The sequence below is a fragment of the Streptococcus equi subsp. zooepidemicus genome, assembly GCF_015689395.1.
Classification (GTDB): domain Bacteria; phylum Bacillota; class Bacilli; order Lactobacillales; family Streptococcaceae; genus Streptococcus; species Streptococcus equi.
The window spans coordinates 1,568,124-1,589,408 of the sequence record NZ_CP065054.1 but is presented as its reverse complement, the minus strand read 5'-3'; the positions used below and the strand labels follow the sequence as shown (position 1 = coordinate 1,589,408).

The following is a 21,285-nucleotide window of genomic DNA, read 5'->3' as shown; positions in this document are numbered from 1 at the left end:
AATTGAGCTGTTTCCATATGCGCTAAGGGTTAGTTGAAGCGCTATATGTCAAAGGGCAGGAGCAGTCGTGTGAAAGGGGCTACTTGTTAGTCTTTATTCGATTACATGAAATTTTTCAAGCATTTTGTTGAAAATGTATTCTTCTATGGTGGAATAATGATCTTTTTTGAGACGGCTGACCATGACTTTCCAAGGAATAGGATTCTCCATAGGAATAGCCACAATATCCTGAAAACCATAGCTATCTACCGTTGGTTTTGGAATAATCGTCATTAGTTGAGGGTTGATACGAGTAGAATTGATCAGAAAGTCCCAAGAAGCTGATTCCAGAATGATTTGGGGGTTAATGTCAGTATACTTACATTTTTCCTTAATGAGATGGTGAATCATGAAGGTTTTATCAAATATAGCTAGTTTTTCATTGTGGAGTTCTATCCAAGTCAGGATTTTTTTATTGGCCAAATGGTGGTTCTTGGAAACAAATACACAGAGCTCAGATTCTTGGATTTGGAAGGAATCAATGGTGTTTGCGGCAATTCGTTCAGGATGCAGAAGAATGGCGATATCCACATTCTCTAAAATCAATTCTTGACGTAACCGATTAGCGCCATACTCCTTAATATTAAAGTGGATATTGGGATTTTCTAGAATAATTTCTGGCATGATTTTTGAAAAAACAATTGACAGAATTAATGGAGGAATGCCGATAGTGATATTGCCATCCAACTTTTGATTGGTGGAAAAGAGATTTTGGTGCATTTTGTCATATTTGCGGATAACTTCCAAAGAATCCTCATAAAATTGCTTGCCTGTCATGGTCAAGCCGAGGATTTTATTGTATTTTTTATTGAAGAGTTTAATGCCTTGCTTTTCTTCAAAATCATTAATCATAATACTGAGGGTAGGCTGGGAGATATAAAGCTGTTGAGCGGTACGGCTCAGGTTAAAATTATTTTCTACAATAGCAATGAAAAAGCGTAAATGTTTAATATCCATGTTGCCTCTTCTTTCATTTCAGATGTCTTTTTCTCCATACTAATGATAAATATTATAGCTGTCAATAAAAAATAATAAAATTTTTTTATAGTCATATAAAAAAATCGAATTTTGCAAACGCTTTTAGTGGTGATAAAATAAATTTACAAAAATAGAAAGCGCTTTCTATAGCAATTAGATTGGAGAATCGCATGTTGGTTAAAGAAGTTGTTATCACTACAGCTGTTAGGACACCCATTGGTTCATTTGGTGGAGCCTTTAAATCTGTCTCGGCTGTTCAATTAGGAAAAGTGGTTGTAGAAGCATTACTAGAGAAATCAGGTGTGAAGCCTGAACAAATTGACGAGGTCATTTTCGGAAATGTCCTCCATGCAGGACTTGGTCAAAATGTTGCTAGACAGGTAGCGATAACTGCAGGTATTCCAAACGACAAACCTGCCTTCACTGTGGATATGGTCTGTGGTTCTGGTCTCAAATCCATCGAGTTAGCAGCACAAAGTATCGTCTGTGGTGATTCAGATATCATTATTGCAGGTGGTACAGAAAATATGAGCCAAGCCAGCTATGTGCTCAAAGATTACCGTTGGGGTGGTCGCTTAGGCGATGGAAAAATCATTGATACTATGGTCAATGATGGTTTGACAGATGCCTTTCATGATTACCACATGGGAATTACAGCAGAAAATATCGCAAAAAGCTATGGGATTAGCCGTAAAGCTCAAGATATATTTGCTTTGGCCAGTCAGGAAAAAGCTGCTGCTGCGCAGGCCGCTGGTCGCTTTGTAGACGAGATTGTTCCAGTGCCAGTACCGCAACGTAAAGGTGATCCAATCTTGGTGGCAGAAGATGAGTACATTAAAGCTGGAACAACCCTTGAAAAATTAACAGCCCTTCGTCCGGCCTTTGTCCGAGATGGTTCAGGAACTGTTACTGCAGGAAATGCTTCAGGAATTAATGACGGTGCGGCAGCTGTCCTTCTCATGAGTCGTGACAAAGCTGAAGAACTTGGTCTTCCAATTCTGGGAGCCATTAAAGGTTATGCAAGTGCTGGTGTAGCACCAGAGGTCATGGGTACTGGGCCAATTCCTTCCACTCAGAAGGCCCTTGCTAAGGTTGGTTGGACGGTTGAAGACCTGGATTTGGTAGAAGCCAATGAAGCTTTTGCCTCACAAGCTATCAGTGTGGTAGATGAGCTTGGTCTTAATGCAGATATCGTTAATGTCAATGGTGGTGCTATTGCTCTTGGTCATCCGATCGGTGCTAGTGGTGCGCGTATCTTGGTAACACTATTGCACGAGATGGAAAAGCGTCAGGCGCATAAAGGATTGGCAACACTTTGCATCGGTGGCGGTCAAGGGACATCTGTATTGATTGAAAAATAAAAGGAGATCGTTTCATGAATAAACGAATTAGCATGGAAGAAGCTGTGAACCTTATAAAGGATGGCGATACCATCATGGTTGGTGGTTTTATGACCAACGGGAGTCCAGAGCGCCTGATTGATGCTTTGGTAGCAAAAGGAGTTAAACATTTAACCCTTATTTGTAACGATGCAGGTTTTCCAGACAAGGGTGTCGGTAAAATGGTGGCACAACATCAATTCCAGAAAATCATTGCTTCTCATATCGGCTTGAACAAAGAAGCAGGACGCCAAATGACAGCTGGTGAAACAGTCATTGACTTAGTGCCACAAGGAACCTTGGCTGAAAGAATCCGAGCAGGAGCTTACGGATTGGGTGGATTCTTGACTCCGACAGGTATCGGTACTTTGGTAGAAGAAGGCAAGCAAAAATTACAGGTCAATGACAAGGATTATCTTTTAGAATTACCATTGAAAGCTGACGTGGCTTTAATTTTTGCAGATAAGGCTGATGAATTAGGAAACTTATGCTACAAGGGTTCTGAAAATAATTTCAACCAAGTGATGGCAGCAAATGCAGAAATTACCATCGTTGAAGCGCGTGACATTGTACCGGTTGGAGCAATTGAACCCATTGCAGTTCAAACACCAGGCATATTTGTCAATTATCTAGTGGAAGGAGAGTGAGTGTTATGGTGAAAGAATTAAGCAAAGAAGAAATTCAAGAACGAATTGCTAAACGTGTGGCACTCGAGCTTCCAAATAATTCCCTGGTCAATTTGGGGATTGGCTTGCCAACCAAGGTAGCTAGATTTTTACCAGAAGGTGTGACTATCATGCTGCAGTCTGAGAATGGTTTTGTCGGCTTAGATAAAGTAGGCGATGACATTGATCCAACTATAGTTAATGCAGGTGGTCAGCCGGTTGGCATCGTACCAGGCGGAGCATTTTTTGATAGCACCACTTCATTTGGGATCATTCGTGGTGGCCACGTCGATGCAACAGTTCTTGGCGCTTTGCAAATTGATGAAAAAGGAAACATCGCAAACTATCTTATTCCAGGGAAAATGGTTCCAGGAATGGGCGGTGCCATGGATTTACTAGTCGGTGCTAAAAAAGTCATTGTTGCTATGGAGCATACCAATAAAGGCAAATGGAAAATCTTGAAGGAGTGCTCATTGCCATTGACAGCAGCAGGAGTTGTTGACAAGATTGTCACAGAGATGGGTGTCTTCATAGTCACTCCAGAGGGAATCGCGGTAGAAGAAATTCATCCAGATTATACCTTTGAAGAAGTTCAAGAAGTAACTGAAGCAAGATTGATTTGTCCTAACTAATAGGAAATATGTTTTAAAAAAGTGAGGAAATAAATATGTCTAAACAAGTAGTATTCGTAACAGGTGCAGCAAGCGGTATTGGTAAACAAATTGGTGAAACATTCTTGAAAGAGGGCAAAATCGTTGTCTTTTCAGATATCAATCAAGAAAAATTAGATGCTGTTGTTGATGAGTATACCACAAAAGGCTGGGCGGCTGATTCTGTTTTGTGTGATGTGACAAATGAAGAAGCGATCAATAAAGCGATTGATTATACAGTTGAAAAGCATGGTCGTTTGGATATTTTGGTCAACAACGCAGGTTTGCAGCATGTTGCCATGATTGAAGATTTTCCAACAGCAAAATATGAATTTATGTTGAAGGTCATGTTGACAGCGCCATTTATCGCTATTAAGCGCGCTTTTCCAACTATGAAAAAGCAAGGCTTTGGTCGTGTCATTAATATGGCTTCTATCAATGGTGTCATTGGTTTTGCCGGAAAAGCGGCTTACAATTCAGCAAAACATGGTTTGATTGGTTTGACAAAGGTTGCAGCGCTTGAAGCCGCAGATTTAGGGATCACAGTCAACGCTATCTGTCCAGGTTATGTGGACACACCACTCGTTCGTGGCCAATTTGAAGACCTCTCTAAGACACGTAAGATTCCACTTGAAAATGTATTGGAAGAAGTGTTGTACCCATTGGTACCGCAAAAACGTTTGATTGACGTACAAGAAATTGCAGACTATGTGTCCTTCCTTGCAAGTGATAAAGCAAAGGGTATTACCGGTCAACCAGTTATCTTGGATGGTGGTTACACTGCTCAATAAGGGCTGTCCGTTCAGTACAAATAGGAGGGTTAGAGATAGAGTGACATTGCTCTATCTCTTGCTCCTTTTGAATGTGAGAGGAGAAATACTATGGAATTTTTAGGACCAATTGGGGTCTTGCTGGGCATTATTGCCATCGTTTATTTTTCTCTAAAGGAAATTCATATTACCATTGCGGCTCCTATGGCAACGATTTTGGTTGTCCTTCTAAATAGTATGCCACTAGTTGAGTCACTCTTGGGTAAGGAACCAAATAACTATATGGGCGCGCTGGGTGGCTATATCATGAGCTACTTTGCTATCTTCTTGTTGGGGTCTATTTTAGCTAAATTGATGGAAGTCAGTGGTGCAACAGTTTCCATTGCTGAATTTATCTTGAAAAAAGTAGGTTATCAAAACCCTTACCGTATCTTGGTGGCTATTTTTATCATCAGTGCTATCTTGACTTATGGTGGTATTAGTCTCTTCGTGGTCATGTTTGCTGTTCTACCCTTGGCGCGCTCTCTCTTTAAAAAGATGGACTTAGCATGGAACTTAATTCAAGTACCACTTTGGTTGGGGATTGCAACCTTTACTATGACGATCTTACCTGGTACACCAGCGATTCAAAACGTTATCCCTATACAATACCTCAACACGTCTTTAACCGCAGCCTTGGTGCCAAGTATTTTGGGGAGTGTTGGCTGTATCGCCTTTGGTCTTTTCTATATGAAGCGTTGTTTGACTAAGAGTTTAGAAGTTGGCGAAAACTATGCGACTTATACTAGTCAAACAAATGAAGACACAGCTGAGAGGGTTTTACCATCATTTGTAGCCAGTATCCTGCCCTTGGCACTCTTGATTGCTATCGCCATCACAGGCAGTCTGCTAGGAGATGAGTTCGTTAAGAAAAATATCATTTATGTGGCCCTCTTGACAGGAATTATTTCAGCTATCGTTTTATTTAACAAGTACATTGATAAGAAAATTGCGACCCTCAGCATTGGTGCTAGCGGTGCGGTTGGTCCAATCTTTGCGACAGCCTCTGCAGTAGCTTTCGGCTCTGTTGTTACAGCAGCATCTGGTTTTGGCGTATTCTCAGACATCATTTTGAATATTCCTGGGCCACCTGTGATCAGCTTGACTGTCCTGACTTCGGCTATGGCAGCTATTACAGGTTCGTCTTCAGGAGCGTTAGGGATCGTAATGCCAAACTTCGCTCAATATTATTTAGATGCAGGCGTTTCACCTGAGATCATTCATCGTGTGGGAGCTGTTGCCTCTAATATTTTGACCATTGTACCACAGTCTGGAGTCTTTTTAACCTTCTTGAGCCTTACTGGTCTCAATCATAAAAATGGCTTTAAACAAACCTTTATTACAGTTTTTGGTAGTACTTTGGTAGCCGAAATCATTATTATTTTAACTAGCCTGTTTTTTTAATACACAGTAGATCAATGGAAAACCATTGGTCTATTAGTTTATAGATAGGAAAATCATTGAAGCTGTCTGCTTTACTCTATACTATCATTCGGAAAGAATTGTTTCGCGCGTTTGGCATGGCCTGTTTCTTTCTTGCCTTTAGAAAATGTGATATAATCGGGTTGAAAAATTAGGGCTATATGCTTTGCCAGCCTATCAAGGACAAGAGACAAAGCCTGCATTGCTTATTGGTTGGCAAAAAAGCAGCAATTGCGCCAGCTGACTGGCTTTAATCTTATGATGGCAATGAAGGGAGTTATGATGACACAGGACTACATTTCTTATATTCGCTCAAAGGTGGGGCATGATAACATTATTCTGACCTTTGCTGGTGGGATCCTTGCTAATGCCGAAGGTAAGGTGCTTTTGCAGCTGCGTGCAGATAAGAAAACCTGGGCAATTCCGGGTGGTGCTATGGAGCTTGGGGAGTCTTCTGTTGCTGCCTGTCAGCGTGAATTTTATGAGGAGACGGGGATTACAGTAGAACCTTTACGGCTGTTGAATGTTTATACCAATTTTGAAGAGACTTATCCAAATGGTGACAAGGTTCAGACCGTTGTTATGCTTTATGAGGTAACAGCCCAGGCAGCTGAGACAGTCATTGATTATCAAAATGACGAAACTTTAAGGCTTGGTTATTTTTCTAGAGAAGAGATTGCAGAGCTGCCTTCAATCTCAGACAAGCATAGACTGATGCTGGCGGAGTATTTTGCTGATGAGTTTCAAATGGGGCATTAAGATAGAGCAGAGAGAACCAAGTGTCTCTCTTTTTTTATGGTTATCATTTGTTTCGCACCTTACGGAGCGTGACGGACTAAAAATCACATAATGCAAAAGTCCACCTGAGAAAGGGCTTCTCAAATGGGCTTTAAAGCTTTAGTTGTTATTGGTAGGAGTGGAGTTTATCAGTCATATTTATTTTTATAATTGAGGTAAAGCTCATCTATACATAAGCCTGTAGCTCCCACAGCGGCATTATAGACAGAAAAAGGCATGACAATGATTTCTGGCTTTTTTTGATTGCTAAGAAGCTTAATGTCATTTTGCAGGGCTTGCAGAATTTTGGAGGATATAAGAGGATGGCTGATAAATCTGCCATGGAGATAGATTTGCTCGGTATCAATCAGTAATGAAAGGTTAGACAGGGATAAAACAAGGTAATCAATAGCTGTGTGAATGAGCGTGGTCACCCCGACATCACCAAGCTCATAGGCAATCAAGAGATGGTCTAGCTTGAGCTCACAGGCCTTATCGACAAGGCTTCTTAGATGAGAATTGGGGGCATACTGATGCAGCAGCTTTGCTTTTTTGAGTAGCCAGGCATTGCTGGCATAGGTCTGTAAACAGCCTTTTTTGCCACATTCACAAAGCTCTCCAGTGGGGTTGACAATGGTATGTCCGATTTCCCCAACAACAGCATTGTGACGGCTATAAATGACCCCCTTATACATATAGGAGCAGTGCATGCCTCGTCCGACATGAAAGAAAATAAAATTGTGATTATGTGCCTGACGCTCGTATAAGCGCTTGGCAATAATCATACAGTGAGCATTGTTGCTAAAGACCACTGGAATAGGGAAGGACTTCGCAATTGCGGTTAAATCGACCTGCTGCCAGATGGGATTGTTGGTGTTAATATGTGTTGAGCTGGAGGTGGAATGATCGTAATGCCCAGGCAGTGCTATTCCTATGGCTTGTACATCATAGTGCTTGTGCTGCTTGAGGAAGGCTTGGATCAGCCCAGAGATATAGTCCGATTTGTAGTAGGAGGAAATGCTTGGGTCGATCTGTTGGTTGTGCTTGGCATAGATGGTACCCAGGTTATCTGTAATGACCAAATAGAAATGCTTTTCGGATAATTCGACACCAGCAAAATAAAAGGCATTAGCCGAAGCATCAAGTAATATTTTTTTGCGGCCAACGGAGTGGTCCGTCAGCTCTCCGATTTCGTGTATCCACCCCTGTGCTAGCAGCTCTTTAGTGATAGCCCCTACTGTAGCAGGTGTGATGTGCGTTAGCTTTGAAATATCAATGCGTGAAATAGGCCGTTGGGCATAAATCGTATCTAAAATTTTTGCGTAAAGCTCTTGTTGTTTATCCGTCTTCATAGTAACCTCTATTATCGTACCTCTATCATACCAAAAAAGAATTAAAAATCCTTCCTGAAAACGTTGACAAATATTGGTAAATAGAATATACTTTATTTGTTTATAAAAAGTAAACAAATAAGAGTTAAATCTTATTTATCTTTTGTTAATGTTTTTAAAATAAAAATAAAGGAGAAGCGATGAAAACACGATTATTGAGTGCTAGTAGCTCAGAAATGCTACAGTTAACATCGTTAGAGCTAAAGCAAGCCATTAAGGCAAGCGAGGGACGTACCATTGTCTCAGAAAATGTAGCGCCAAGACCCTCTTGGACTGGAGATGACCTTACGAACGCTGAGGTTGCCGCAGCCTTTAGTGCTGATTTGATTTTGCTGAATTGTGTAGATGTCTTTGATGTTCAAATATCTGGTCTACCTGCTACTGATCAGCCTATTTTAGAGCTGCGTCGTCTGGTGGGGCGTCCAATTGGTGTTAATTTAGAACCAATTGATTTGGACGTTGACATGACTGAAAAGCGCTTGGAGCTAGTAGAAGGGCGACAGGCGACAGCTAAGACCTTTCAAGAGATTGAAGCCTTAGGCTTTGACTTTGTTTGCTTGACAGGAAATCCAGGCACTGGTGTTAGCAATAATCAAATTGAAAGAGCTATTCAACAGGCCAAGGACTATTTTTCAGGCTTGATTATTGCTGGGAAGATGCATGCTGCTGGCTCCAATGAAGCGGTGATTGACTTAGAAACTGTTCGGCGATTTATAGAGGCTGGAGCTGATGTGATTTTAGTTCCTGCTGTTGGGACAGTTCCTGGCTTTACAGAGGATGACCTTAGAGCTATTGTTGAGGAGGTGCATGCTCACGATGCTCTAGTTATGTCAGCTATTGGAACGAGTCAGGAAGGGTCAGATACTACAATTGTTCGAGATATTGCCATTCGCAATAAAATCTGTGGTGTCGATATTCATCATATTGGTGATGCTGGCTATAGCGGGATTGCGCCAGTGGAAAATATCTTTGCTCTTAGTGACGCTATCCGAGGAAAAAGACATACCATTGTGAGAATGTCGCGCTCTATTCGACGTTAGGATTTGGGATAAAGGAGAAGATCATGAGTAAAAAACAAATTATGTTGGCCTGTGCAGCGGGTATGAGTACCAGTCTATTAGTGACAAAGATGGAAAAGGCTGCTGACAATCGAGGACTGCAAGCAGATATTTTTGCATTGCCATTGACTGAGGCAGAGGATTATGCTCTAAGTCATCCTGTTGATGTGGTGTTATTAGGGCCACAGGTTGCTTATCAATTGTCAGCATTTCAAGAAAGCTTGGCAGAAAAGGACATTCCAGTGGCGGTTGTGCCAATGGTTGATTACGGTATGATGAATGGTGATAAGGTTATTGCCTTAGCTGAAAGCTTGATGAAATAGGTGGTGGTCATGGAAGATAAGCAGCTAGAGACGATTATGGGCCTGATCATGCATGGTGGTAGTGCCAAGTCGCTTGCGATGGAGGCGATTGCCTTTGCCAAAAAGGGAGAGCTCAATCAAGCCAAAGACAGTCTAAAGCAGGCTGATGAGGCATTGGTGCAGGCTCATCATTCACAAACAGATATGCTGACTCAGGAGGCACGAGGAAATGCTACGCCAATAAGCCTACTATTAGTTCATGGTCAGGATCATTTGATGACTAGTATTACCTTTGTTGATTTGGCAAGGGAGCTAGTATCTATTTATGAAAGGTTAACGTCACAAGGAGGTAACAATGACTAAATTTGAAGATTTTATCCAGCAAAAGCTTGTTCCAGTTGCTGGTCGCTTAGGAAGCAATCGCTTTCTTATTGCTATTCGTGATGGGATCACCTACGCTATGCCCTTGATTTTGATTGGGTCCTTTTTAATGGTGATTGCTAGCCTGCCGATTCCTGGTTGGGAAGCTTGGCTTGGTGAGATTGGTGTCTCTACTTATCTGTGGAAGGGAGTAGATTCGAGCTTTAATCTGATTGCCTTGGTTGCGGCATTTGGGATTTCTTATAGCTTGGCTAAGCAGTATAAGGCAGACGGAATTTCTGCCGGGATTATTAATATCTCTGCCTTTTTAACAGTGACACCGTTTACTGTTCCATTTGTCAATGAATCTGGTAAAGCCTTGGGTGAGGTAGCGGGTATTGCGCCTTCTTACCTTTCATCAGGCGGCTTGTTTGTTGCCATTGTTTTAGGATTGGTAAATGGCTATGCTTATCAATGGTTTATGAAAAAGGATATTCGGATTAAGATGCCTGAGGGTGTACCACCTGCAGTATCAAAAAGCTTTAGCGCCATTATTCCTGGAGCGGTGATTATTGTGTTTTGGCTTGCTGTTTATGCTTTCTTGGATCATTTTAGCCTGCCAAATGTCCATGACATTGTTAAGTCCGTACTAGGAGTTCCATTTGGCTTGCTGGGAAGTACCTTATTTGGTAATTTTATCGTTGTTCTTCTTAATGGCTTTTTATGGTTCTGTGGTGTGCATGGTGGAAATGTCTTAAACAATCCTATTATGAAGCCGATCTGGTTATCTAACTTGACTGAAAATATGGCAGCTCATAAGGCTGGTCAGGAATTGCCGCATGTCTTTACGTCTGTATTTATGGATAACTTTGTTTTTATCGGCGGAGCTGGTGCAACCATTGGCTTGGTGTTGGCTTTAGCCTGGTTAGCACGTCGTCGCAAGGCTAGTCAGCAGGCAAAGGTCTTGTCACCATTGACCTTGATTCCAGGGTTTTTCAACATTAACGAGCCGACCATGTTTGGCTTACCGGTTGTTTTAAATCTATTGACAGTTATTCCTTTTGTACTAGCACCTGTTATGAATTTGTTTGTCGCTTATTTTGCCTTTGCTTCTGGCATTGTACCTGGCACCTATGCTGATCCGGGGTGGACCATGCCGCCTGTTATTTCAGGATTTTTGGCAACGGGTAGCTGGCAAGCCTCAGTCCTACAGCTTGTTTTAATTATTCTAGATATTCTTCTTTACTTGCCGTTTATTATTAATGTGGAAAGAAGATGGCAGGCGAGCGAGCAAACTAAAAATGAAGGCTAAGCTGTTAGAGAGAGCCTTTACTGCTCTATCTTAGCTGTTTTATGATTCTTTTAAGGAGCTATGAATGAATAATTATATGAACTTTCTTTCGCAAAAGCTGCTGCCAATTGCTACGAAGATTGGTAATCAACGATTTTTAGTGGCCTTGCGAGATTCCTTTATTGCAACGATGCCGGTTGTGATGACAGGCTCTATTGCCCTGTTGATCAATGCCTTTTTAGTGGATATTCCAGACCAATTTGGCTTGCAAGGCATTACAGAGGCCTTCCAATGGTGGGTAACCATCAACAACCTTGTCTTTAAGGGAAGCATTTCGATTGTGTCCTTGCTATTTGTGTATTGCTTAGGGGTTAATGTCGCTAAAATCTACAAGACAGACACGCTCTCATCAGGTTTGGTTTCTTTAGCTGCCTTTGTGATTGCGATTGGGGATTCTGTTACCTCTAGCATTGACGCGTCAGGTCTCAAGGGTGTTGATCTTGTGACGGCTTTTAAGGACAGTGGTGTTACTGTCAGCGGCAGCTCACTTAATGTGACCATCTCAGGCCTATTGCCTGGTGCGCAAATTAACTCCAATGGTTATTTTACAGCAATTATGATTGGCTTTTTAGCCTCTATTATTTTTTGTAAATTAATGTTAAAAAATTGGACAATTAAATTGCCAGATAGTGTGCCACCTGCTGTAGCCAAGCCCTTCTTATCTATCATACCAGGCTTTTGCGCATTGTATAGCGTAGCTATTTTAACATTTGTCTTTGAAAAGCTAACGGGTTCTTTGATGATTGATTGGATCTATAAGGTCTTGCAAATCCCACTTTTGGGCTTATCACAAAGCTTTATTGCTGTTGTTTTGGTAGCTGTTTTGACCCAATTTTTCTGGTTCTTTGGGATTCATGGTGGCAACGTTATGGCGCCAATTATGGAGGGAGTATTTGGTGTCGCCCTCTTGGCTAATTTGGAGGCTTATCAAAAGCATGAGGCGATTCCTTATCTTTGGACGAGTGTTTCTTATGGTGCCTTTGTATGGTATGCGACCTTAGGGCTATTGATTGCTATTTTCTGGAAGTCTAAAAATGAACACTATCGTGAGGTGGCTAAGCTAGGTGTTGCTCCTGTCTTGTTTAATATAGGAGAGCCAGTGATGTATGGTTTACCAACTGTTTTAAATCCTTTGTTGTTTATTCCGTTTATTGTTTGTCCTGCTGTTATGTCAAGTGTTGCTTATATCGCAACTAGTCTGGGCTTGGTTGCACCCGTTACGCAAAATGTGACCTGGGTAATGCCGCCTGTCTTGTATGGTTTCTTTTCAACTGGCTTTGATTGGCGTGCTATTGTGTTATCCATTGTCAATTTGGCCTTGGCAACCCTGATTTACCTTCCATTTGTTAAAATGGCTGATAATGATATTGAAAAGGCAGGTTAGTCACTTTGTGAGAGGATATATCGGTTTTGTCTGATATATCTTCTTTTAAGCGCTGAATTGAAAGCGTTTTTATAACGAGGTCGTTAGCCTGACCAGCACTGGATCAGGCTAAATGGGCCTTTGAAAAGCTATTGTGTTTAAAAATGATGTATATATAAGTGAGGAAATAAACATGTTATTTAATCCTATCGGAAAAGAGCAAATTAGAAAATATGCCATCAAAAAGCTTAGTGTCGGTGTTGCTTCAGTGTGTGTGGGTATTGGTCTTGCTGCTGGTCTGCCAGTGGCTGTTTATGCTGATGACGTTTCAGAGGTAAGCCTGCAGCAGCCTACGCAAGCAGCAGTAGCAGAGACAAGCCATGAGCAGGAGCCTCAAGTCACAGATATAGATAGCGAGGCTTTAGTAGCCTCAGAGGAGACGACAGCAGAGGAGGCAGTGGTAGCTGCTGCTGTGACCAGCAATGCTGCTGATCAGACAGCAGACGAAGAGAAGTCTAACGCTCCTGTTGAGCTCAATAAGGTGGCTAATGGTGGTTTTGATAATGATTATGTGTCCAATAAGAATCAGTGGCAATATAGAGAGGGAGGTCATTCAGTCCTTACAACAGAGAATAATAATAGCTATGCTGAGGTAACAAGCGGCACTTTAGATGAGCATATCCTCCAAAAGGTGTCTACAACGGTTGGGAAAACCTATACGCTAGAGGCTGATGTGAAGGTTGAAGCTGACACACCTCATAATGGCTTATACCTTACTGCTAAAGAGGCCAATCACAATCTTCAAGGCCCTGTTATCAAAGAGGTCAGCCTCACAGATACAGACGGTACTTGGTCACATATTAAATTCTCCTTTACAGCAACGACTTCAGAAACCTTTGTTGGCTTAGTCAAATGGTTGGAAGCCTCTTCACCAGAAACCTTGGCTGCCTCTGCTAGTATTGATAACGTGAGTCTCGTAGAGGAAAATGATTATGAATTGATTTGGGAGGATGAGTTTTCAGGAGATCAGCTCAATCAGGAGAACTGGGGATACGAATTGGGAAGCATTCGTGGAAATGAGCAGCAGCACTACACAGACAGCACAGATAATGTTTATCTTGAAAATGGTAATCTTGTTTTAAATGTCACAGAGCGTAAGGGTGAGGACCGTTATGCCAATCCTAGAGGAGGAACAAGCGCACGTCAGGTCATTTATGATTCAGGAAGCGTACGAACGGTTGGCAAGCAAGAATTTTTATATGGTCGTATCGAAGCTAGGGCCAAGCTTCCAAAGGGTAAGGGAGCCTTTCCAGCCTTTTGGACATTGGGGGCTGATTTTACCTTAGATGGTGATATTGCGTCAACTCAAGGCTATGGCTGGCCAAGCACAGGTGAGCTTGACATTATGGAGCTAATCGGTGCTCCTAACGGAGAGCATGAGGGTGAGCTTGCCGAAGGTGATCAAAGCAACAAGACGGTTTATGGGACTCCTCATTTTTACTACGTCAATGGTGATGCAGATAAGGACGGCAGCTATAGTCCAACTGCATTGGGTGGCAATCTGACATTAAGTGATGACTTTTATGATGACTACCATATTTTTGGTATTAACTGGTATCCAGATAAGATTGAATGGTATGTTGATGGGATTGTTTACAATACCATGTATTTAACCGGTGATGAACGCTTAGAGGCTGCCGCTGCTGCTTTTAACAAGCCACAATACCTCCAGTTTAACCTTGCTACTGGAGGTAATTGGAGTAAAAATGCAGGCTACTATCTAGCTTCAGATGAGACAGCCTTTGTGATTGACTATGTGCGTTATTACCAAGACGCTGAGCAAAAGGCTGCTTCAGAAGCCTACTATGCCTCACAGCCAGTTCTCAAGGGGGTCAAGGATTTGACCATGCTAGAGGGAACCAGTCCTGATTTAGCTCAAGCTGTAACCACTGACCAGGAAGGGTATGTGGTTGATTTTTCAGTTGAAAATGAATATTTGTTTACTAACAAGGGTGGAAATACCAATGCTGCTTTACAGGCTGCTGGTCGAGATGATTTGTCAGCCTTGTCTGAGCTAGCTCCTGGTATTTATAATATTTACTATAGTGCAGTTCCTGAGGCTGCTAATCTAGGATCAACAGTGACCCCAACAGCAAAAATTGCAAGAGAAGTGGCTATTCTAACAGTATTGCCAAAGGAAGGGCTATATGGTCAAAAAGGAGAGCCCTTGTCTACAGTTGCCCTACCAACCAATTGGCAATGGGTTGAGCCAGAGGAGCTCTTAGGAAGCGCTGATCGCTATCAGGTCAAATACACCACAGAAGGTGGAAGAGCTGTTTATACAAGCATAGAAGCAAGCTATATCTCAGATCAGCCAATCTCAGATCAAGCATCCATTTTAGTTGATTTAGGCAATGCTATTTTGGACGCAACGGCAGAAAAAGCAGCCGTAACAGATGACGAGGTTCTTAGCAAGCTAGACGATGTGATGAGCTTAAATAAGGGAACAGTAACAATCAGGTACCGCCTAGATACTGCTGATACAACCGTAAGGAGTGCAGCGCCTTTAGCCCTGTTATCGATCTCAAATCAAGCATCAGCCAATGAATACGCCTCTTTCTTTATCGAGCCTAAAAATAATAAAATAGGTCTTGAGTTTAAAGGAGCTGAGGTGCCGATTGTAAAAGTGGGCTCAGGCTTTAACCTACTAACTAACTCAGACTGGCAGACGATCAGCTATGTCTTTACAGGGTCTAGGCTAAAGATTTACTTGAATGGTGACTTATATGGAGAAGCTGACTTTGCTGGGTTTATGAAGCAATTGCCTTGGAAGGCTTCTGCTGATACAGTAACGGTTGGAGGATTAAGCCGATCTTATGATGGCGAATCAGCCTTCCATTGGGGGTTAAAGGGACTGGTTGATCAGGTGCTGATTGATACAGATGTCTATGATCTGACAGATATTGCCAAGGCTCATCAGCCAACCCTTCGACCAGTTACTGGCGAAAAGACGAACGTTTGGGATAAGTATGATGAAGGGGTCTTTGAGTACCGTATTCCCTCCGTTGTTAAAACCCCATCAGGCACCTTAGTAGCTGCCTCAGATGCACGCAAGAAGCACTACAATGACTGGGGAGACATTGCAACTGTTGTCAGGATAAGCCATGATGATGGCAAAACCTGGAGTAATAACATTACGGTCTTAGATATGCCAACTCAGCCTTATTTTACAACACAGTATAGCTTGGCTGATTGGAATACCAACATGACTCAATCTGCTTTTTCAATAGACTCCACCTTGCTAACAGACGCTTCTGGCAAGCTTTATTTGCTGGTAGATGTCTTTCCTGAGTCACAGGGCGCTGTTGCTTCTAAAGCAGGCTCAGGCTATGAATGGATTAACGGTCAGTATTATTTAAACCTTTATGATTTTGATAATCATAAATATACTGTACGTGAGGAGGGCATTGTTTACGACAGTAATGGCAAGAAGACAGATATGTATGTTGATGAGGGCAATTTTGAGACAGCCTTTAGCACGCGCGGCAACCTCTATCAAACAGGGGCAGGAGAGGATATTCTACTAGGGAATATTTATCTGAGAAGTGGTGGCACTAAGCAGGGCATTACTAGAGAAGGCTCGCAAACAGCTCCTCTATTTACCTACATGACTAGCTTTTTATGGCTGCTAACCAGTGAAGACGAAGGGCAAACCTGGTCTACACCTCTTGATGTCACGCCACAAATCAAAGAAGATTGGATGGGATTTTTAGGTACGGGTGCCGCAGCTGGCATTGAAATAGACGCAGTCAATGCAGAGGGTGAGCAGGTGAAACGTCTGGTTTTCCCGATTTACTATACCAACCAACAAAATGCGACATCAGCTAGTCTAGGCCGTCAAAGCAGTGCGATTATCTTTAGCGATGATGGCGGTCAGACCTGGCAGCGAGGTGAGTCACCAAATGATGGCAGAATTTATGGCAATAACCAGCACACAACCTCTAAAGACTTTGATACCTCTGTGACAGAATTGACAGAAAATCAAATCATTCAGCTAAACAATGGTCACTTATTACAGTTTATGCGCAATACCGGAAAGACAATCGTGATTGCCAGAAGCACAGACTACGGTGCAACCTGGGAGGATAATCCAACTGTCACAGATCTCCCAGAGCCATATGTTAATCTATCAGCTATTCACATGATGGTTGATGGCAAGGAATATGTTGTCTTATCCAATCCTTTAGGAGAGCCCTCAGGTGAGCAGCTGACGATTAGAAATCAACGCATGAAAGGGATTCTGCGTGTCGGTGAGGTCTTAGAGGACGATAGCATTCATTGGGTCGCTTCAACCATTTTTGAGCCAAAGCGTTTTGCTTACTCTAGCTTGGTTCAACTAGACGACGAGAGGGTTGGTTTGTTATACGAATACAGTGGTCAGATCACCTATTCAACCTTTAATATCAAGCAGATGATCTCAGACCAGTTTCGTGAGGATAGGGCTGAAATTGAAGAAATAACAATAACGTCAGTAGCTCCAAAACAAAATGGCGCAGCAACACTAACGATTCAGGTTACCTTCAATCAACCGATGTTTATTCTGGGTGATCATCAGTTAGCAGTTACTGTAAATGGCGTAGATAAGCTTGCCAGCTATGTTTCAGGAGATGGCACAGACACAGCGATATTTGAATTGTCTCTGGAGAGTATGCCTGAAGGACCGATAACTGTTTTACCGCAGTTTGACCATACTATTGTTGAAACCAAATACGGCATTAGATTGACAGATGACAAGACCTATACCCTGTCTTATCCTGATCCTGCTACAGCCTAATAGCAGAGGAGAGACGGGATCGTTATTGCTATAACAGCAGTTTAGCCTATTGAGCTTAACATCAATCAGCCGACATAAGCTCAACAATGAGACTTAGTGGGCAACTAATAATAGTAAGTGAGGAAATGAGCTTGGAACCTTTTCAGATTTCTGATCAGTTTTATTTAGATGGTAGACCGCTGCAAATCCTGTCAGGGGCTATCCATTATTTTAGAATTCACCCAGATGATTGGTATCACTCTCTTTATAATTTAAAGGCACTGGGATTTAATACCGTTGAGACCTATGTCCCTTGGAATTTACATGAGGCTAGGGAGGAAAGCTATGATTTCTCTGGCCAATTAGATGTGGAAGCCTTTTTGACGCTGGCGCAGCGCTTAGGGCTGTATGCTATTGTCAGACCTAGTCCTTATATTTGTGCAGAATGGGAATTTGGCGGCTTGCCTGCTTGGCTGCTGACAAAGAATTGTCATATCAGGTCGTCTGATCCTGCCTATTTAGCCTACGTGAGGCGCTATTATGAGGCGCTGTTGCCGAGGCTAGCAAGGCATGAATGGCAGCAGGGCGGCAATATTTTGATGTTTCAGCTTGAAAACGAGTATGGCTCCTATGGAGAGGACAAGGCTTATCTAAAAGCCATTAAGGCATTGATGAAAGAGCACCTCAGTGCGCCCTTGTTTACAGCAGATGGTCCTTGGCGGGCAACCCTTAGAGCCGGTAGTCTGATTGAAGATGATGTCTTTGTGACTGGCAACTTTGGCTCAAGGGCCCAGGACAATTTTGCTGACATGCAGGCCTTCTTTTCTGAGCATGGTAAGGCTTGGCCTTTAATGTGTATGGAATTTTGGGACGGCTGGTTCAATCGTTGGCATGAGCCTATCATCAAACGCGACCCTGAGGAGCTAGCTGATGCTGTTATGGAGGTCTTGGCTCAAGGCAGCATCAACCTTTACATGTTTCATGGGGGAACAAACTTTGGCTTTATGAATGGCTGCTCTGCCAGAAAGCAGCTAGATCTGCCGCAGGTGACCTCCTATGATTATGATGCCATCTTAGATGAGGCTGGCAATCCGACAGCTAAGTTTTACGCGATCCAAAAGCGCTTGACAGCACAATTTCCGGAGCTAGAGACGACACTTCCCTTGCTTAAGCCATTGATGTCCTTGCCTTTTATTGGTCTAAAGGATAAGGTTAGTCTTTTTAGTACGCTAGAGCGTATCAGCAGCTGTCAGACTGCTTGCTACCCTAGTAACATGGAGGCTCTAGGGCAATCAACAGGCTATATCCTGTATCGGACACATCTTTTGAAGGATAAGCGTGAGGACGAGCGTTTACGCTTGATTGATAGTAGAGATAGAGCACAGGTCTTTTTAGATGGGCAAAGGGTTGCAACACAGTATCAGGAGACGATTGGTGATGACATCATCATTAATCAGAAGCATGCCTTGAGTCAGGTCGATGTTTTAATTGAAAATATGGGCCGGGTCAATTATGGGCACAAGCTGACAGCACCTAGTCAATGTAAGGGACTAGGACGTGGCATGATGGCTGACTTGCACTTTGTGACCAATTGGGAGATGTATTGTCTGCCGCTTGATGATCTGTCTCAGCTTCGTTTTGATGGTGATTTTTACGAGGGGCAGCCCGGTTTTTATCATTATCAGTTTGAATGTCATGAGCCTCAGGCAAGCTATATTGATATGACTGGCTTTGGAAAGGGCTGTGTCTTTGTCAATCAGCACCCTATCGGTCGTTTTTGGGAGGTGGGTCCCTTATTAACCCTTTATATTCCAAAGGGCTATTTCAACAAGGGATTAAATGACATTATTATTTTTGAAACAGAAGGTGTTTACCAGGACAGTATCCGTCTTGTTGACAAGCCGATCAGTCTAGACTGCCTTCAATCTGACGAAAGGAACAGCTAAGCTAAGCCTAAGTTAGCCAAGGCTTTTAGTGGTAGCTTGTCCTTCACTGTCTTATAAGCTTACACTTCCTTTTACCCTTGGGTCAGCTCACAATTAGCTGGTTCAAGGGATTTTTTGGCTTGTCAGGTGGGGGGTGAACAAGCAGTGTACTCCTTTTTAGACTGAAGTCTCAGCCTGCCTACTGTATTAGTCTAGCTGGCAAGGACGGTTGGTCAATAGAAATGGGCCAAGGCCTGTTCGTGAGAGTTGCTTTCTTTATGGATTATGCGTAAAATAAGAATGATAATAGTTCTTATCAAAGGATAGTCCCTTGTGCTCAAGCCTATTGAGGTTTTGGGCGGGGCTTTCTAATAGTAGCCTATAGAAAGGAAGCGTGTTTGTGACATTGAGGCTGAGCAAAAGACGCTAAGACTGGCTGATTCTGCTGGTTTTGGTCATGTAGTTTCTTTGTTAGCGCGTTTGGTATCTTTAATTATGCCTGAACTCCCTGAGGTTGAGACAGTGCGACGCGGGCTTGAGCGCTTAGTCGTTGGCAAGCAGATTGCAGCAGTGACAGTTAAGGTGCCTAAAATGGTCAAAACAGACCTTGAGCATTTTGTGATGACGATCCCTGGGCAGCAGGTGCAAGGGGTGGATCGTCGTGGGAAGTACCTGCTCTTTGACTTTGGTCAGCTGGTTATGATTTCGCACTTACGTATGGAGGGCAAATACCTCTTGTTTTCTGATACAGTGCCTGATCAGAAGCATTTTCATGTGTTTTTGACCATGACTGATGGCTCCACCTTGGTTTATCAAGATGTCAGAAAGTTTGGGACCTTTGAGCTGCTGCCAAAATCTGAGCTGGCTGCCTTTTTTCAGAAGCGTCAGCTTGGTCCTGAGCCTACCAAGCAAGCCTTTCGCTTAAAGCCCTTTGAAGCTGCTCTGCTTGCGTCTAGAAAGAGCATTAAGCCCCACCTTTTGGATCAGACTCTGGTGGCTGGCCTTGGCAATATCTATGTAGATGAGGTTCTATGGGCGGCCAAGGTCCATCCTGAGCGTCGGTCTGCTAGTCTAAAAAAAGCGGAAATCAAACGTATCCATGATGAGACCATTCGTATTTTACAGCTAGGTATTGAAAAGGGTGGCTCGACGGTTAGGACCTATCAAAATACCTTGGGAATGAATGGCAGTATGCAGCACTACTTGATGGTTTATGGTCAAACAGGCAAGCCCTGTCAGCGCTGTGGTGCAGCTATTGTGAAATTAAAGGTTGGAGGGAGAGGGACACATGTCTGTCCTAGGTGTCAACGATAATGTCAAAAATCATTGGTATTACAGGAGGCATTGCCTCTGGAAAGTCAACTGCTGTTGCATTGATCAGGCAAGCAGGCTATCAGGTCATTGACGCCGATCAGGTGGTACATGAGTTGCAAGCAAAGGGAGGAAGGCTTTATCAGGTCTTGCTTGAGACCTTTGGTCAGGACATTTTGCTACCGTCAGGAGAGCTAGACAGGCCTAAGCTGGCAGAGCTGCTATTTGCTCATGCAGACAGCATGGCTAAGTCCTCCCAGCAGCAGAATGCTATCATTAGAGAAGCCTTAGCCAAGAAAAAGGAGCAGCTGGCTCAAACAGAGGATATTTTCTTTATGGATTTACCGCTTTTGGTTGAGCTGGGCTATCAGGATTGGTTTGACGCTATTTGGCTTCTTTATGTTGATGACAATACACAGCTCAAGCGCCTTATGGAGCGCAATCAATTGACCGAATTAGCTGCTAAGCAGCGGATAGCAAGTCAGCTCCCCATGTCTCAGAAAAAAGTCTATGCTGATGTCGTGATTGACAACAATGGTGATTTACAAGCCTTAGAGGTGCAGCTCAAAAAGGCTTTGCAGACCCTAGAGGTGTGACATTGTGAGGTCACACTTCTTTTGTCTAGTGCTATTTTTGTGAGTATTGTTATGATCTTTGATTGAATTTAGAGAGAATGTCAAAAGCCTTATCGT

17 protein-coding genes are annotated in these 21,285 nt (G+C 42.8%); 15 read left to right on the top strand and 2 right to left on the bottom strand.

The annotated features are described in order from the left end of the window. Window positions 1–93: 93 nt before the first annotated feature. The gene (locus I2432_RS07475) at window positions 94–996 is read right to left on the bottom strand and encodes a LysR family transcriptional regulator (protein ID WP_042670991.1); all 903 of its coding nucleotides are present in this window, start codon (window positions 994–996) and stop codon (window positions 94–96) included. 191 nt (window positions 997–1,187) lie between these two features. On the opposite strand from I2432_RS07475, the gene I2432_RS07470 reads away from it, so the two are divergent. From I2432_RS07470 to I2432_RS07445, 6 genes are all read left to right on the top strand, one after another. Next, window positions 1,188–2,378 (top strand): acetyl-CoA C-acetyltransferase, encoded by a 1,191-nt coding sequence (locus I2432_RS07470; protein ID WP_206158701.1) that lies wholly within the window; start codon window positions 1,188–1,190, stop codon window positions 2,376–2,378. Window positions 2,379–2,392: 14 nt separating this feature from the next. Next, window positions 2,393–3,043, top strand: a complete 651-nt coding sequence (locus tag I2432_RS07465) for a CoA transferase subunit A (RefSeq protein ID WP_012677586.1) — start codon at window positions 2,393–2,395, stop codon at window positions 3,041–3,043. Window positions 3,044–3,048: 5 nt separating this feature from the next. Continuing rightward, window positions 3,049–3,693 (top strand): 3-oxoacid CoA-transferase subunit B, encoded by a 645-nt coding sequence (locus tag I2432_RS07460; RefSeq protein WP_012516031.1) that lies wholly within the window; start codon window positions 3,049–3,051, stop codon window positions 3,691–3,693. A gap of 35 nt (window positions 3,694–3,728) precedes the next feature. Next, a complete protein-coding gene (locus tag I2432_RS07455; protein WP_012516030.1) occupies window positions 3,729–4,502 on the top strand; it encodes a 3-hydroxybutyrate dehydrogenase in 774 nt (257 codons plus the stop codon). A 90-nt stretch (window positions 4,503–4,592) separates the two neighbouring features. Next, the gene (locus tag I2432_RS07450; protein WP_206158700.1) at window positions 4,593–5,924 is read left to right on the top strand and encodes a GntP family permease; all 1,332 of its coding nucleotides are present in this window, start codon (window positions 4,593–4,595) and stop codon (window positions 5,922–5,924) included. A 300-nt stretch (window positions 5,925–6,224) separates the two neighbouring features. Then, entirely contained in the window at window positions 6,225–6,701 is a 477-nt protein-coding gene (locus tag I2432_RS07445; RefSeq protein ID WP_111690574.1) for an NUDIX hydrolase, read from the top strand. 167 nt (window positions 6,702–6,868) lie between these two features. Here I2432_RS07445 and I2432_RS07440 read toward each other — a convergent pair whose 3' ends face one another. Beyond that, the gene (locus I2432_RS07440) at window positions 6,869–8,071 is read right to left on the bottom strand and encodes an ROK family transcriptional regulator (RefSeq protein ID WP_043040893.1); all 1,203 of its coding nucleotides are present in this window, start codon (window positions 8,069–8,071) and stop codon (window positions 6,869–6,871) included. A 179-nt stretch (window positions 8,072–8,250) separates the two neighbouring features. Here I2432_RS07440 and I2432_RS07435 point away from each other — a divergent pair, with 179 nt between their 5' ends. The 9 genes from I2432_RS07435 (at window position 8,251) to coaE (ending at window position 21,189) form a co-directional block, all read left to right on the top strand. Beyond that, window positions 8,251–9,150 carry a DUF7916 family protein gene (locus I2432_RS07435; protein WP_111710708.1) on the top strand — a complete coding sequence of 300 codons (900 nt, stop codon included), beginning with the start codon at window positions 8,251–8,253 and terminating at the stop codon, window positions 9,148–9,150. Between the two features lie 23 nt (window positions 9,151–9,173). Continuing rightward, window positions 9,174–9,491, top strand: a complete 318-nt coding sequence (locus tag I2432_RS07430; protein WP_037581536.1) for a PTS sugar transporter subunit IIB — start codon at window positions 9,174–9,176, stop codon at window positions 9,489–9,491. 9 nt (window positions 9,492–9,500) lie between these two features. Continuing rightward, a complete protein-coding gene (locus I2432_RS07425) occupies window positions 9,501–9,833 on the top strand; it encodes a PTS sugar transporter subunit IIA (RefSeq protein WP_012677594.1) in 333 nt (110 codons plus the stop codon). Then, window positions 9,826–11,142: a PTS sugar transporter subunit IIC gene (locus I2432_RS07420; RefSeq protein WP_021321011.1), complete on the top strand. Its 1,317-nt coding sequence runs from the start codon at window positions 9,826–9,828 to the stop codon at window positions 11,140–11,142. The genes I2432_RS07425 and I2432_RS07420 overlap by 8 nt, the downstream gene beginning before the upstream one ends. Before the next feature lie 64 nt (window positions 11,143–11,206). Continuing rightward, the gene (locus I2432_RS07415) at window positions 11,207–12,565 is read left to right on the top strand and encodes a PTS sugar transporter subunit IIC (RefSeq protein ID WP_111710707.1); all 1,359 of its coding nucleotides are present in this window, start codon (window positions 11,207–11,209) and stop codon (window positions 12,563–12,565) included. A 172-nt stretch (window positions 12,566–12,737) separates the two neighbouring features. Then, window positions 12,738–17,378, top strand: coding sequence for an exo-alpha-sialidase (locus tag I2432_RS07410; RefSeq protein ID WP_206158699.1), 4,641 nt, complete (start codon window positions 12,738–12,740; stop codon window positions 17,376–17,378). 125 nt (window positions 17,379–17,503) lie between these two features. Beyond that, on the top strand, window positions 17,504–19,303 hold the full coding sequence (locus tag I2432_RS07405; RefSeq protein WP_111710705.1) for a glycoside hydrolase family 35 protein: 1,800 nt from the start codon (window positions 17,504–17,506) through the stop codon (window positions 19,301–19,303). 474 nt (window positions 19,304–19,777) lie between these two features. Further along, window positions 19,778–20,596, top strand: a complete 819-nt coding sequence (gene mutM / locus I2432_RS07400) for a DNA-formamidopyrimidine glycosylase (RefSeq protein WP_111710704.1) — start codon at window positions 19,778–19,780, stop codon at window positions 20,594–20,596. Continuing rightward, window positions 20,596–21,189: a dephospho-CoA kinase gene (gene coaE, locus I2432_RS07395; RefSeq protein WP_043031187.1), complete on the top strand. Its 594-nt coding sequence runs from the start codon at window positions 20,596–20,598 to the stop codon at window positions 21,187–21,189. Before mutM ends, coaE begins: the two co-directional genes overlap by 1 nt. Window positions 21,190–21,285 lie beyond the last annotated feature (96 nt).

Coding starts and splice junctions, on each gene's coding strand:
- I2432_RS07450 (WP_206158700.1), top strand. CDS start 4,593: ATGGAATTTTTAGGACCAATTGGGGTCTTGCTGGGCATTATTGCCATC.
- coaE (WP_043031187.1), top strand. CDS start 20,596: ATGTCAAAAATCATTGGTATTACAGGAGGCATTGCCTCTGGAAAGTCA.
- I2432_RS07445 (WP_111690574.1), top strand. CDS start 6,225: ATGACACAGGACTACATTTCTTATATTCGCTCAAAGGTGGGGCATGAT.
- I2432_RS07455 (WP_012516030.1), top strand. CDS start 3,729: ATGTCTAAACAAGTAGTATTCGTAACAGGTGCAGCAAGCGGTATTGGT.
- I2432_RS07415 (WP_111710707.1), top strand. CDS start 11,207: ATGAATAATTATATGAACTTTCTTTCGCAAAAGCTGCTGCCAATTGCT.
- I2432_RS07405 (WP_111710705.1), top strand. CDS start 17,504: ATGAGCTTGGAACCTTTTCAGATTTCTGATCAGTTTTATTTAGATGGT.
- I2432_RS07440 (WP_043040893.1), bottom strand. CDS start 8,071: ATGAAGACGGATAAACAACAAGAGCTTTACGCAAAAATTTTAGATACG.
- I2432_RS07475 (WP_042670991.1), bottom strand. CDS start 996: ATGGATATTAAACATTTACGCTTTTTCATTGCTATTGTAGAAAATAAT.
- I2432_RS07425 (WP_012677594.1), top strand. CDS start 9,501: ATGGAAGATAAGCAGCTAGAGACGATTATGGGCCTGATCATGCATGGT.
- I2432_RS07460 (WP_012516031.1), top strand. CDS start 3,049: ATGGTGAAAGAATTAAGCAAAGAAGAAATTCAAGAACGAATTGCTAAA.
- I2432_RS07410 (WP_206158699.1), top strand. CDS start 12,738: ATGTTATTTAATCCTATCGGAAAAGAGCAAATTAGAAAATATGCCATC.
- I2432_RS07420 (WP_021321011.1), top strand. CDS start 9,826: ATGACTAAATTTGAAGATTTTATCCAGCAAAAGCTTGTTCCAGTTGCT.
- I2432_RS07430 (WP_037581536.1), top strand. CDS start 9,174: ATGAGTAAAAAACAAATTATGTTGGCCTGTGCAGCGGGTATGAGTACC.
- I2432_RS07465 (WP_012677586.1), top strand. CDS start 2,393: ATGAATAAACGAATTAGCATGGAAGAAGCTGTGAACCTTATAAAGGAT.
- mutM (WP_111710704.1), top strand. CDS start 19,778: ATGCCTGAACTCCCTGAGGTTGAGACAGTGCGACGCGGGCTTGAGCGC.
- I2432_RS07435 (WP_111710708.1), top strand. CDS start 8,251: ATGAAAACACGATTATTGAGTGCTAGTAGCTCAGAAATGCTACAGTTA.
- I2432_RS07470 (WP_206158701.1), top strand. CDS start 1,188: ATGTTGGTTAAAGAAGTTGTTATCACTACAGCTGTTAGGACACCCATT.